At 64.2% G+C, this 13,772-nt stretch carries 10 protein-coding genes; 7 read left to right on the top strand and 3 right to left on the bottom strand.

The genetic code is table 11. The features are described from left to right. Positions 1–69 precede the first annotated feature (69 nt). From ACVWWJ_RS11370 to ACVWWJ_RS11345, 6 genes are read left to right on the top strand one after another with little or no spacing between them, the layout of a single operon-like run. Positions 70–2,328, top strand: coding sequence for a TonB-dependent receptor (locus ACVWWJ_RS11370; protein ID WP_456967881.1), 2,259 nt, complete (start codon positions 70–72; stop codon positions 2,326–2,328). Between the two features lie 30 nt (positions 2,329–2,358). Then, complete coding sequence (locus ACVWWJ_RS11365) at positions 2,359–4,377, top strand: serine hydrolase domain-containing protein (RefSeq protein WP_456967880.1); 2,019 nt, start codon at positions 2,359–2,361, stop codon at positions 4,375–4,377. A 21-nt stretch (positions 4,378–4,398) separates the two neighbouring features. Beyond that, positions 4,399–5,409 (top strand): dipeptide epimerase, encoded by a 1,011-nt coding sequence (locus ACVWWJ_RS11360; protein WP_456967879.1) that lies wholly within the window; start codon positions 4,399–4,401, stop codon positions 5,407–5,409. After that, a complete protein-coding gene (locus ACVWWJ_RS11355; protein ID WP_456967878.1) occupies positions 5,406–6,716 on the top strand; it encodes a peptide MFS transporter in 1,311 nt (436 codons plus the stop codon). The genes ACVWWJ_RS11360 and ACVWWJ_RS11355 overlap by 4 nt, the downstream gene beginning before the upstream one ends. A 10-nt stretch (positions 6,717–6,726) precedes the next feature. Beyond that, positions 6,727–7,626, top strand: coding sequence for a MurR/RpiR family transcriptional regulator (locus tag ACVWWJ_RS11350; RefSeq protein WP_456967877.1), 900 nt, complete (start codon positions 6,727–6,729; stop codon positions 7,624–7,626). 14 nt (positions 7,627–7,640) lie between these two features. Continuing rightward, positions 7,641–9,251 (top strand): serine hydrolase, encoded by a 1,611-nt coding sequence (locus ACVWWJ_RS11345; protein ID WP_456967876.1) that lies wholly within the window; start codon positions 7,641–7,643, stop codon positions 9,249–9,251. A gap of 10 nt (positions 9,252–9,261) precedes the next feature. On the opposite strand, the gene ACVWWJ_RS11340 is transcribed toward ACVWWJ_RS11345, so the two are convergent. Together ACVWWJ_RS11340 and ACVWWJ_RS11335 are read right to left on the bottom strand one after the other, a co-directional pair. Then, complete coding sequence (locus ACVWWJ_RS11340) at positions 9,262–10,395, bottom strand: NAD(P)/FAD-dependent oxidoreductase (RefSeq protein ID WP_456967875.1); 1,134 nt, start codon at positions 10,393–10,395, stop codon at positions 9,262–9,264. Next, positions 10,392–10,736 carry a RidA family protein gene (locus ACVWWJ_RS11335; RefSeq protein WP_456967874.1) on the bottom strand — a complete coding sequence of 115 codons (345 nt, stop codon included), beginning with the start codon at positions 10,734–10,736 and terminating at the stop codon, positions 10,392–10,394. The genes ACVWWJ_RS11340 and ACVWWJ_RS11335 overlap by 4 nt, the downstream gene beginning before the upstream one ends. Before the next feature lie 76 nt (positions 10,737–10,812). On the opposite strand from ACVWWJ_RS11335, the gene ACVWWJ_RS11330 reads away from it, so the two are divergent. Further along, positions 10,813–12,270, top strand: coding sequence for a M81 family metallopeptidase (locus ACVWWJ_RS11330; RefSeq protein WP_456967873.1), 1,458 nt, complete (start codon positions 10,813–10,815; stop codon positions 12,268–12,270). Here the strand turns inward: ACVWWJ_RS11330 and ACVWWJ_RS11325 are convergent. Next, positions 12,232–13,707, bottom strand: coding sequence for an efflux transporter outer membrane subunit (locus ACVWWJ_RS11325; protein WP_456967872.1), 1,476 nt, complete (start codon positions 13,705–13,707; stop codon positions 12,232–12,234). The genes ACVWWJ_RS11330 and ACVWWJ_RS11325 overlap by 39 nt on opposite strands. Positions 13,708–13,772 lie beyond the last annotated feature (65 nt).

Here is a 13,772-nt window from a genome sequence, read left to right as displayed (position 1 = left end):
GACACGTAAATGATAACGAGCTAACAATGCGTCCCGGGGCAAGCCATTCGCTTATCACGGGGAGACGTCATGGGGCATCGCTATCTTCAGCACAATCGGCGTGCTGTCTGCGCCGCCATCGCTATCGCGTTGATCGGCGCAGGTAACGTTGCTACCGCCTCGGACGCTCCGGAGGACCAGCAACAGCCGGGCACGCAGCGCAAGCAGGCGGCTGACCTTCCGGCGGTCGTGGTCACGGCCAACAAGCGCACCGAGAAGCTTCAGGACGTGCCGATGGCCGTCTCCGCCGTCTCTGGTGACGACCTCAAACGCGCTGGCGCGGTCAGTTTCGCGGACTACGCCACCCAGGTTCCGGGCCTCAATGTCATATCGACCTCGGAAGGGCAGACCCAGCTCGTGCTACGAGGCATCACCTCGGGGAGCGGCCAGGCGAACTCCGCCGTCAGCACCTATATCAACGATGCGCCCTACGGCTCGAGCACGGTGTACTCCGGAGGCGGTCTGCTCACGCCGGACCTCGATCCCGCGGACCTGGAGCGCATCGAAGTATTGCGCGGGCCACAAGGCACTCTCTACGGCGCGAATTCACTCGGTGGGCTGGTCAAGTTCGTTACCGTTAAACCAGACGCCACGCGCGCATTCGGATACGTGTCGACGGGATACAGCAGCGTGAAATCGGGCGGCAGCGGCTTCAACGAGCGCGCCATGTTCAACGTACCCTTGATCGCGAACACGCTGGCGCTCCGCGTCAACGCGTATAGCCGCAAAGATCCCGGCTACATCGACAACGTCGCTACGGGCAAGTCCAACGTCAACGAGGCGACGGTTCGCGGTGGCCGCGCGGAAATGCTCTGGACGCCCACCGACAAATTATCGGTAAGTCTCTCGGCGCTCGCACAGAACCTCAGCAGTGACGGGCTTGCCAACACGGGCGTCGATGTCGACCCCACGACGTTGCTGCCGCTCTATGGCTACCAGAAGCAGAGCAGGGCAGCTGGCACCGGTCTGTTCAAGATCAAATACCGTTTGTACGACGCGTCCGTCAACGCCGATTTCGGCTGGGCGAAGCTGGTGTCGTCGAGCAGCTACAGCACGCAGAAGGTCAACACGGACCAGGACGTTACCGCTGCCTACGGTCCGGTCCTAAATCCGGCGTTCGGGCTGGATAACGGCGGCTACTCCATCACGAATCCGATCACACTGGGGAAATTCACCCAGGATCTTCGGTTGCAGTCACCGGAAGACCAGGCCATCGAGTGGCGCGTGGGCGTGTTCTACACACGTGAAAGCACGACCAATCAGCAGCTGGTGAATGGGTTCGACGCGACCACCGGCGTGCCACTCGATCTTCCGCCATTGGGCGCGATCAACGTGGGGCCGGGCATCTTCAAGGAATGGGCGGCCTACGCGGACGTGACCTGGCACGTGACCTCGCAGCTGAGCATCCTGGTGGGCGGGCGTTACAGCAAGGACAAGACGACGTTTACGCAGACAGGCTCCGGCCTGCTGGTGGGGGATATCGGCGTCACCACGCGCAGCAAGGACAACCCCACCACCTTCCTGTTCAATCCCAGTTTCAAGTTCAACGACGACGTGATGGCGTATATCCGCGTTGCTTCGGGCTTCCGCCCGGGCGGGCCGAACGTCGGTGTGCCGCCGGGCCTGGGTGCGCCAGTGAGTTTCGGACCGGACAAGCTGACCAGCTACGAGCTTGGCTTCAAGGCGACGATGCTCGATCGGCGCATGTCGTTCGATGCCGATGTCTTCTATATCGACTGGAGCCACATCCAGCTGACCTCGACCTCGGGCGGCTTCAGCTTCCTCGGCAATGGCGGCAAGGCGAAGAGCCAAGGCGTCGAAGCGAGCTGGAAATACGCACCGGCCCGCGGTCTGGTTCTGTCGGCGAACACGAGCTACACCGATGCCGCCCTCACCGCGGATACGCCGCCGGGCCTGTTCGGCTTCGACGGCGACCGGCTGCCGTGGGTACCGAAATGGAATGCCACCGTGGGCCTTGATTACGACTTTCCGCTGGGCGGAGGTTGGTCGGGTTCGGCCGGCGCTACCTATAACTATGTGGGCGGCAGGAAGACCGATTTCCTTCCTGTTCCGGGGCCGCGCCTGACCGCACCGAGCTATCACGGCATTGATGTGCATGCGGGTTCTTACTACGGCTCGTGGACGCTCCAGGCTTACGTGAAGAACCTGACCAACCAGCGAGGCATCACCTCGCTTACCTCCGAGACGATCGATCCGCAGGGCAGCCCGTTCGCGGCGTCTTACGTGCCGCCGCGCACGGTCGGTGTCAATGTCACCTATGACTTCTAAGTCGACCATCCCCTCGGCACCGGAGCGCTCATGAATCGCTACACCAGGATACTCACGGCGTTTGCCGTTACCTGTGCCGTCGGCATCGCGTCGGCGCAGGTGCCCCAGCCGCTGAACCCGGCGCCCGTCAAGACGGATGCGCCGCCCGTCGCCGCCACCGCGGGCGCGAATGCGACGGATGCCGACGCGCGGCCCACGTTGACGGACAAAGACCTGTCGACCTTCTTCGATGGCTTGTTGCCCTTCGCATTGCAGCGCGGTGATGTCGCCGGCGCAGTGATTTCGGTGGTGAAGGACGGCAAGGTCGTCTTTGCGAAGGGCTACAGTTACGCGGACCTGAAGACCCTTGCGACGCCCTCGCCGGAAGCCACGCTGTTTCGCCCGGGCTCCACGTCGAAGCTCTTCGCGTGGACGGCGGTGATGCAGCTGGTGGAGCAGGGCAAGTTGGATCTCGATCGCGACGTTAACGGCTACCTGGACTTCACGCTGCCGCCACTGGATGGAAAACCCGTCACGCTCCGCGACCTGATGACCCACACGCCCGGCTTTGAAGAGAGCGCGAAAGGCTTGATCACCGCGGTGGGAAGCAAGCAGGTGACGCTGGGCGATTACCTGAAAAGCCATGTGCCTGCGCGCATCTTTCCGCCGGGGCAGATCGTCGCCTATTCCAACTATGGCTGCGGCATCGCTGGCTATATCGTCGAGCGCATATCCGGCCAGCGGTTCGAGGATTACGTCAAGCAGCACATCTTCGCACCGCTCGACATGCAACATTCCACGAATGACCAGCCAGTGACGGGAACGCTGGCTGCCTCGATGGCCAGCAGCTACATGACGGCATCATCGGGTGAGGCCCAGGCCTTCGAGGTGGTCAATCCCGTTCCTGCCGGCGGTATGAGCAGCACCGCGATCGACATGGCGCATTTCATGATCGCCCAGCTGGAGGGCGGCAGCTACAACGGTGCGCGCATTCTCGAGCCCGCCACGATTGCGCAGATGCATACGCCGCAGCGTACGGCGGCACCCAGCCTCAACGGCTTCGACCTCGGTTTCTACCAGGAAGACAGTCACGGCCAGCGCATCGTCGGCCATGCCGGCGACCTGGACTATTTCCACACCGATCTGCATCTGATGCTGGATGCACACGTCGGCTTCTTCATCTCGATGAACAGCGCCGGCAACGAAGGCGGCGCAGGCGTGATCCGCGCGGCGATGTTCCGCGCCTTTCTCGATCGCTACTTCCCGGACAACACGCCAGCGCCACCGACCGTGGCCAGCGCCAAAGCCGATGCGGCGCGCGTAGCGGGCTGGTATTCGTCCAGCCGTCGCAACGAGAGCGCGATGCGCCCGCTTTACCTGCTGACGCAGGTCAGCATCGCGGCGTTGCCGGATGACACGATCGCGGTATCCGCCCTGACCAGCGACGCAGGCGTACCGCTGCACTGGCGCGAGGTGGGTCCGCTGGTTTATCGCGAGGTCAACGGCAGCAGGAAGCTCGCCTTCGTCACCGACGCGCAGGGCGCCATTCGTTACTGGGCGACGGACGCCGAGCCACCGGTGTTCGTATTCGAGTCGGTAACGGGCTTCAGGGCATGGGGTTCGGTGCGTTGGCTGGCGTCGCTTTCGTGCCTGGTCGTGCTTGTCACGTTGGTGCTCTGGCCGCTGGGATGGGGCATCCGCAGGCATTACCTCCGGAAGCTCGAGCTCACGGCAGCCCAGCGGCGCACGCGCAGCCTGTCTCGTCTTGGTGCGCTGCTTCTGTTCCTCGCCGTGTTCGGCTGGCTGGTGTTGATGGTGGTGTTGACTGCGACCAATGCGGTGCCGCTGGTGCAAGGCACAATCACACCGTGGCTCTATGTGCTCTACGTCCTCGGCGTGATGGGCTTGATCGGTGCCGTTGCCGTGGTGGTGCATGCGGTCTGCAGCTGGATGGCTCCTCGTCGCGGTCGATGGGTGCTGGTCGGCGAATCTCTGCTCGCTCTGTCAGCGATCTACCTGGCGTGGTTCATCCTGGTCTTCGGACTGGTCAGCTTCAGCGCTCGCTACTGAGCGCAAGCATTCGGAGTCGTCATGCAAAGCAATCCGCGTGCTCGCCTGCAACTGCAGGCGAGCGTCGAAAAGTGGCCGACGAAGGCACCGTTCCACATCACTGGTTACACGTTCACCGCCTTCGAGGCGGTCGTGGTGAGCCTTCACGACGGGGGGCTGACTGGCCGTGGAGAAGGGCTCGGCGTCTACTACAAGAACGACACACCCACCTCGATGCTCGCGCAGATCGAATCCCTGCGGCCGAGGATCGAGGCAGGCATGACGCGCGAGCAGCTGCAGCACGTGCTTCCCGCCGGCGGTGCGCGTAACGCGCTCGACTGTGCCCTGTGGGAGCTGGAAGCCCGGCGTTCTGGTGAGCCCGTGTGGAAGCTGGCCGGGCAGGAGGCGCCGAAGGCGCTGCTCACGACGTTCACGGTAAGCGCCGATGCCCCCGACGTGATGGCCAGGGACGCGACAGCCTATACCAGTGCCCGCGCGATCAAGCTCAAGCTCACCGGCGACGACCTGAACGCCCAGCGCGTGCTCGCCGTACGAGCGGCGCGACCCGATGTCTGGCTGATGGTCGACGCCAACCAGGGGCTTACACGCGAATCGTTCGCGCGCCTCCTGCCAACACTGGTCGAAGCGCGGGTGGATGTGGTGGAGCAGCCCTTTCCCGTCGGCAACGAGGATTGGCTCGACGGACTGGAGCGCCCGATTCGCATCGCCGCGGACGAGAGTGTGCAGGACCGAAGCGACTTGCCGAAGGTGTTGGGTCGGGTCGACATGATCAATATCAAGCTGGACAAGTGCGGCGGACTGACCGAGGCATTGGCGCTGGCATCGGAAGCGCGCAGACTCGGCTTCGACCTGATGGTGGGAAACATGTCCGGCTCGTCGTTGGCGATGGCACCGGCGTTCGTCGTCGGCCAGCTATGTGACGTTGTCGATCTGGACGGACCGACGTTCCTGACCACCGACCGCAACCCTTCGGCTAGCTACGAGGACGGGAAGATATGGTGTCCGGAATCCCTGTGGGGCGCGCCCCTATGAATGCGGCAAGAGGCAGCGACTGGTTCGGACACCCGCGCGGTTTGAGCGTGCTGTTCCTTACCGAGATGTGGGAGATGTTCTCCTTCTTCGGCATGCGCGCGATCCTCGTCTATTACATGACCAAGCACCTGGACATGAGCCAGCAGTACGCCTCGCTGGTGTACGGTGCCTACGCTGCTTTCGTTTACCTCACACCGCTGTTCGGCGGCATGCTGGCCGACCGCTGGCTGGGCAAGCGTAATGCCGTGGTGATCGGTGGCACGGCGATGGCACTCGGACATTTCATGATGTCGTCGGAGGCACTGTTCTATCCGGCGCTGATCACGATCGCGCTGGGCAACGGCCTCTTCCTGCCAAGTCTCGCCAGCCAGATCGAAGGCCTCTATCGCGACGGCGACGTGCGCAGCAAGAGTGCTTACAACATCTATTACGTGGGCATCAATCTGGGCGGATTCCTGGCCCCGCTGGTGTGCGGCACGCTGGGCGAGGTCTATGGCTGGCACTGGGGTTTCGCGGCAGCTGGTTTCGGCATGCTGCTGTCGCTGGTGATTTATCTCGGCGGCCGCCGTTACCTGCCGCCCGAACCCGCGCGCGGCGCCGCCATGCGCGCGGCCAGGGCGCCGCTGGACCGCGCGGCGCGCGATCGCTTCGCCCTGCTGATCGGGATCGCCGCCATCGTCGTGGTGTTCCGTGGCGCGTACGAACAGAACGGCAACACCATCGCCCTGTGGGCCGACACCGGTATCGACCGGCACCTCGCGTCGGGCTGGGTGATACCGATGACCTGGTTCCAGTCCGTTAACTCGCTGGCTGTGTTCGCCTTCACCCCGTTCCTGGTGGCGCGTTGGTCGCGGCTGGCCCGTCATGGCGTGGAGACCTCGCTGCTGGGCAAGATGGCGTTCGGCGCCACGATCGTGGGCCTGTCCTTCATTGCGCTGGGCGCCGTGGCTGCCTGGAACGACGCTCATGGCACCCGTGCGAGCTGGCTCTGGCTGTTCGGCTGGTTCCTGCTGTTCACCATCGGCGAGCTCTACATCCTGCCAGTGGGGCTGGCTTTGTTCGGACGCCTTGCGCCGGAAGGATTTCGTGCGACCAGCATTGCCACATGGTTCTTTGCGGGTTTCTTCGGCAATCTTCTGGCGGGTGGTCTGGGCACTTTGTGGAGCTCACTCAGCCACGGTTGGTTCTTCGTGCTGATTGGCGGCGTTGCGGGCCTTTCCGCGTCGCTCCTGTATATGCTTGGCCGTCGGTTGGGGGACGTGGAACGACACGGAGCCCTGGAACCGGCAATGGTGATGACACGATGAGCACGAGACGATGAGCAAGGACATCAAGAAGAAACTGAAGAGCCGGTGGGATACCTTCACCACGGCCGAACAGAAGATCGCGGCTCATTTGCTGCAGAACATCGACAGCATTCCGTTCGAAACAGCGGCGTCACTGGGCAAGCAGGTCGATGTGAGCCCGATGACCGTGGGGCGATTCCTGCGCAACCTCGGTTACGCCGGCCTGGCGGAACTGAAGGAAGAACTCCGCGGCGGCACGCCCTGGATGCAGCTCTACAGCAGCCCCGCCGGTGGCAAGGCGTCGTCGCCGTCGGAGGCGCTGCAGTCGGAGATCCGTGGCCTGACCGCCGTGCACGCGCTGACGGAAACGCGCGAATGGACCGCGATCGTGGATCTGATCGTTCGCGCGGATCGTGTGTCGGTGACCAGCTTCCACCATGGACGCTTCCTCGGCATGGGACTCGCGAACCTGCTGCAGCATGTCAAACCGCGTACGTCGTTTGCCGACGGACAGGATGGTGCCTATGCCGACGTCCTCCTCGATTCGACAAAGAACAGTTGCGTGATCCTGATCGACTTCCGTCGCTATTCGCGGCACTTCCGCCTGCTGGCCGAAGAAGTGGCGCGCCGCGGCATCCCCCTGGTCATCATCACGGATGCCCAGTGCTACTGGGCACGGCAGCTCACCGACCACGTGCTCATGCTGCCGATCGACGACCACCGTGCGTGGCATAACTTCAGCGCGGCCAACAGCCTCTTCAGCCTGCTGATCGGCGCGGTGAGCAACGACATGGGTGATCGGTTCGAGCGTATCGGGGACATCACCCAGCTGCGGCAAACCTTCGTCGGCTATGTCGAGGCGCCGGCCCCCGCACCGTCGAAAACTCCCGCACCGTCCAAAGCTCCCGCGAAGAAAAAACCCAAACCCTGAAGAAGGCCGCCCCGATGCGTATCCGCATGCTTCTGATTGTTGCGACGGGGCTGCTCCTGCCTCTTGGCGTTTTCGCTGCGTCGCCAGCGGAGCACGCCAGCCCGGCCGACCTCGACGCGTACGCCAATAAAGCCATGAAGGCTTTCGACACGCCCGGCATGGCGGTGGTGATCGTCGACGGGAAGAGCGTGACGACGCATGCGTACGGGGTGAGGAAGCTGGGGACATCGGCACGGGTGGATGCCCACACCATTTTCCCCTTGGGCTCGAACACCAAGGCCTTCACCGGTACGGCGCTGGCCATGCTGGTCGACCAGGACAAGCTGCAATGGAGCGATCGCGTGCAGGACAAGCTCCCGGGCTTCCGCATGTATGACGCTTACACCTCCAGCGAAATGACGGTGACGGATCTTCTGGTACATCGCAGCGGCCTGGGCTTGGGAGAGGGCGACCTGATGCTCGTTCCCCAGACCAATCGCACGCGCGCTGAACTCGTCCACGCGATTCGTTACCTGAAACCAACGCACTCGTTCCGGGCCAGCTACGATTACGACAACGTGCTCTACATTGCCGCGGGACAACTTCTCGAGGCCGTCAGCGGCCAGCGTTGGGAGGACTTCGTGCAGCAGCGAATCCTCAACCCGCTGGGCATGCACGACACGCAGGTGAGCATCGACGCGAAAGTGGCGGACCAGGTCGCGCTTCACGCGAAGATCTCCACGCCGGTACGCGGCTCCGGGCGACAGTCCGTGCTTACCAACGTCATGACCGGCGACTCCTTTGCGCCCGCCGGCGCGCTGATGAGCAGCGCCGATGACATGGGCAAGTGGCTGCAGGTGCAGCTCAACCGCGGCGTCATGCCCGATGGCAAACCCTTGTTCAGCCCGGCCGCCTCCGCGGCGCTGTGGACGCCACATACCCTGATGCCGATCACGCCGGGGCCGCCTTCGCTGGCGCTTGCCGATCCTCAATTTCTGGCTTACGCGTTGGGCTTCGAAGTGCGTGACTATCGTGGACACAAGATCGTCACCCACCTGGGTGGCGTGCTCGGAGGCATCTCCGCTGTGGTGCTGATTCCCGAGAAGCATGTCGCCTTTGCCGTGATGATCAATTCGGAAGATGCGGGCACGCTTTTCGCGATGCGCGAGCATCTGCTCGACACCTACCTGGACCTGACGTCGCCGGACTGGATCGCCAATTACGGCGACGTGATGGGGAAGGAAGAAGCCGAGGCGCGGAAGGCGCTGGCCGCGAGCGACACGGCGAGCCATAAGGATCGCGGCCCGTCGCTGCCGTTGGCCGACTACGTGGGTGCGTATAACGACCCCTGGTACGGCAACATCACGATCAGCAGAAAAGACGATGCGCTGGCGATTCGCTTCGAACGCTCGCCAGGCCTGGACGGTCCTCTCGAGCATGTCCAGTACGACACCTTCCGGACGCACTTCACGACGCCGGGCTACGAGGACGCCTATGTCACGTTCGCGCTTAAGGCCGATGGACACATCGACCAGGTGAGCATGAAGGCCGTGTCGCCCGTGGCCGACTTCAGCTGGGATTACCAGGATCTGCGGTTCACGCCGGTTGCGTCGAGCGCCTCCGTCGCCCCCAGCGCCTCGCCTTAAGGCTCAGCCGTCAGGCCAGGCGCTCCGGCGTGATCAACGCCATGTCGAGTCCGAGCGCCACCAGGTCCGACGGTGCGTCGTGTCCCTGAATCAGGGCTGCAGCAAGACGGCCAACGGCGGGTGCCGTCTGGATGCCATAGCCGCCCAGCGCGGCAATCCAGAAGAAGTCCGCGACGAGCGGGTCATGACCGATCACCGGGCTGCGGTCGGCGACGAAGCTGCGCAGACCTGCCCATTTCTGGCGCACGTGGGTGATTGGAAGCGTCGTGGCCTGCTCGATGCGGTCCACGGCGATGGCGACATCCATATCGTCGGGGAACGCATCGCAGGGCGCGCTCGGTGTTTCGTCGGCCGGAGACAGAAGCAGACGGCCGGCATCCGGCTTGAAGTAGAACGTCTCGTCAATGTCGATCGTCATCGGCCAGTGATCGGAGTCGCTGCCTGCCGGAGCATCGACCATAAAGGCCGTGCGTCGCAGCGGCTGGATGCCGATGGACGCGGCCCCGGCGAGGTGGGCGATCTCATCGACCCAGGCGCCCGCGGCATTGACCAGCACGCGCGCGCGAAACTCGCCGGACTCAGTACCAATGGTCCATGCGTCGTCCTGCCGTTGCAGGGACGTCACGCCGGCGTTGTTCACCAGCTTGCCACCGCGCTCGCGCAGCCATCGCAGGAAGCCCTGGTGCAAGGCATGGACGTCCACGTCCTGCGCGTCCGGCTCATAGACCGCGGCTGCCACGTAATCCTCGCGCAAGCTCGGCGAGAGAGCGCGCGCTTCGGTGGCGTCTAGCCGGCGGGTGCCAGCGGCGACGTCCGGCAGCGACGCGAAGGCCTCCAGTGCGCTCAATTGTTCGGCCGTGGCCACGTAAAGTGCACCGCGCGGCGACACCAGTGAGGCCTCAGCGAACCCTTCCGGTGGCGTGCAGAGAAAGGCTCGGCTGGCACGGGTCAGTGCACGGATCGATGCGTTGCCGTAGATCTCCGAGAACAGTGCCGCCGAACGGCCGGTGGCGTGATAGCCGGGCTGGCTCTCCCGTTCCAGTACCAGCACACGCGCATGCGGCGCCAGGTTGGCGGCGGCCGCGGCACCGGCAATACCGCCACCGATGATCGCTATGTCGAAAATCGCCTCCTGCATCGTCATGCGCTCCGGCTGGCGATGGCCTCGATTTCGACCAGCGCGTCGGGCAGGGCGAGGCCGCTGATGACAGTGGAACGTGCCGGTTTGTGCGAACCGAAGTAGCCGGCGTAAGCGTCGTTGAACGCAGCGAAGTCACGCTCATGGCGAAGCCAGATCGTGCATTTGACCACCTGCGACAGCGTGAGCCCCGCATCGCGGAGCACGCCCTCGAGACGCTCGAGGCAACGACGGGTCTGGGCGGCGACGTCGCCAGTGATGACGCCGTTCTCGTCGAAGGCGATCTGGCCGGAGAGAAACACGAGGGAGCCGGTGTCGACGAAGGGGCTGAGGTGTGGAGTGGCCATGAAGCATTCCTTTGGTTCGTGATATAACAAGTTCGTTTGTAAGATACCTAACTATCACGTATGAGATAACTTATCCATGCGCATATTCGTAGCAGGTGTGTCCACCGAGACTAATACGTTCGCACCATGGCCCACGGGCCTGCGCGGGTTTGAAGAGGGTGGCCTGTACCGAGGCAACGCGAGTGTTGCGGACCACGGTACGAATGGACTGGTAGCGCGGCTTTTCGGAGAACTGGCGGCGGCAGACGGACACGAGCTTGTCGAGGGATTGTTCGCCAACGCGGAGCCGTCAGGACCGACTGTCCAGCATGTCTGGGAAGCGTTGCGCGACGACATCGTGGGGCAGGCGGTGGCGGAGGGGCCGTTCGACGTGATCCTTTTGCTCCTGCATGGCGCGATGGTCGCCACAGGCTGTGACGATTGCGAAGCCGACCTGGTCGCCCGGTTACGCGCGCGCTGCGGGGCGGAAACCTCGATAGGCGTTGAGCTCGATCCGCATTGCCATCTTTCGCAGGCGCTGGTCGATGCGTCTGACGCGGTGATCCTGATGAAGGAGTATCCGCATGTGGATTACGTCGACCGCGCGAGGGAGCTGTACGCGCTCTGCGTCGGCAAAGCGCTGGGTCGCCTGCAGCCGGTCAGCGCCGTGTTCGACTGCCGCATGATCGGCTTCTATCCGACCACCGGCGAGGTAATGAGTGAACTGCTGGCGGGTTTGCGCGAGGCGGAGCAACGGCCCGGCATCCTGTCAGTGAGCTTCGTGCATGGCTTCCCCTGGGGGGATACCGCGGAAACCGGATCGAAGATGCTGGTCATCGCCGATGGCGACGAAGCACTGGCCGTACGCATGGCTGAAGAACTCGGCAGGCGCATCTATGCGCAGCGCGAGGCCTTGTTGCCGCGCATGCCGAACATCGCCGACGCCCTCGACCAGGCAGCGACATTGTCGGGGACCGTCGTCATCGCCGATACCGCTGATAACCCGGGCGGCGGTGCGCCCGGTGACAACGTCAGCCTGCTTCGCGAGATGCTGGCGCGCGGTCTCGAAGACGCCGCCTTCGGCGCGATATGGGATCCGATGAGCGCGCTGGTGTGCGCGGAAGCCGGCGTCGGCGCGTGTCTCATGCTCCGTCTGGGCGGCAAGTGTGGCGCCTCATCCGGCGATCCGCTCGACGTGATGGTGACGGTACGAGCCCTGCGTGAATCACACGCCCAGGTGGGGCTGGGAGGAACCCCCGAACCGATGGGGCTATCGGTCTGGTTGTCCTGCGATGGCATCGACGTGGTGGTCAACTCGATCCGGGGACAGGTGTTCTCTCCGGACGCGTTCACCGGACTGGGCATCGATCTGAGAGGGAAACGATTGATCGCGGTGAAGTCCAGCCATCACTTCCACACCAACTTCGCGCCGATCGCCGACCACATCATTTCCGTGGCGACGCCCGGCGCGATCCAGATGAATTTCGCTGAGATTGTCTACACGCGGCGACGCGAGCTAGATTTCTTTCCCCGCGTCAGCGACCCGCTGGCCTGAGCCAGGGGCATTCCATCCGCCACCCTGGGCGCGGAACGTTGCGATGGCGGCACGGATCGACTCCGTCTGCGCGCGAACCTTCGCGTCACGCGTCGCGAGCAGGCGGCTGTTCGCATCGAGCACTTCGATGAGACTGACGGCGCCGCCCTGATAGGCCTTCTCAGAAGCGACCTCGGCCTTGGCCAGCGACGTCTCGCCACCGTCGAGGATGGTCGCTTGCTCCTGTCGCTTCACCACGGCGGTGAGGGCGTCCTCGACATCTTCCGAGGCGCGCACCACGGCCAGTCGATATGTGGCGAGGGCTTCGGCCTTCTTGCCCTTGGCGGCGCGGATATCGGCGTCCACACGGCCGAAGTCGAACAGCCGCCAGCGAAGGCCAAGCACGCCTTGCGCCTGGTTGGCTGCGCTGGAGAACTGGCTACCGGCCGTCGTCGTGGAGGTGCCGATCAGGGCCGAGAGGGAGAACGTCGGGTAGTACTCGGCGATTGCCTGGCCGATGCGGGCGTTGGAAGCGGCTAGCTGACGCTCAGCCGCGATGAGGTCGGGGCGACGACGAAGCAGATCGGCCGGACCGCCGGCATCGCCGATGTTCGGCGCCTGCGGCATCGGCGTGACGGTGCGCAGTTCGTCCTGGGAGGACCCGGGCTGGCGTGCGAGCAGGACGTCGAGGGCGTTCATCGCGTTCTCGAGACCGCTCTCGAGTTCGGGCACCGTGGCTTTCACCTGCGCCAGTGCACCTTCGGCCTGGTTCAACTGCAACTCCGGTGCGACCCCGGCGTTGAACTGCAGGCGAATGGTGTCGGTCAGGCGCGTCTGCGTGGTGACCTGGTCGCGGGCAACGGCGAGGCGATGTTGCAGGCCGCGAATGACGACGTAGGTGTCCGCGGTCTGGGCCTGCACGGCGAGTGTCGCAGCCACCAGGCCGGCCTGACTTGCTTCGAAATCGGCCTGCGCCGCCTCGTGCCCACGGCGCAGGCCGCCAAACAGATCGAGTTCCCAGCCAGCGACGAGGTTGCCGTCATATTGGTTGCCGTAGCGATCGAATCCCGGTTGGGTGGCGAGTACCTGACCCAAAGGCGTTTCGAGGGACTGCCGTGCGCGTGCACCGGAGGCTTCGACGGAGGCCGACGGAAGCAAGGCCGCCGTGGCCGAGGTCAGGTAGGCGCTCGACTGACTCACGCGGGCGCGGGCCTGCTCGAGAGTGAGGTTCGAAGTCATCGCCTGACTGACTAGGCGCGAGAGCGTCGGATCGCCGAACGCATCCCACCACTGCGTGAGGTCGGCGGTCGGATGGTCGGCGTTGCTGCCAGCGAAGGTGCCGACAGCGTGGAAGCGGGCAGGTGGTGCATCGAGCGTCGGACGGGTGTAGTCGGGGCCGACCGCACAGCCGGTCAGGGCAATGGCCGTCGCTAGGGAGGCGAGGAGGGCGCGCGTCATCGGGGCATCTCAGGACAATGAAGGTGACCAGAATACGAAATGGTCACTGGTTGTCAAGAAGCGCC

Source organism: Luteibacter sp. HA06, from assembly GCF_054061215.1.
This window is presented reverse-complemented; position numbering and strand designations above follow the sequence as displayed.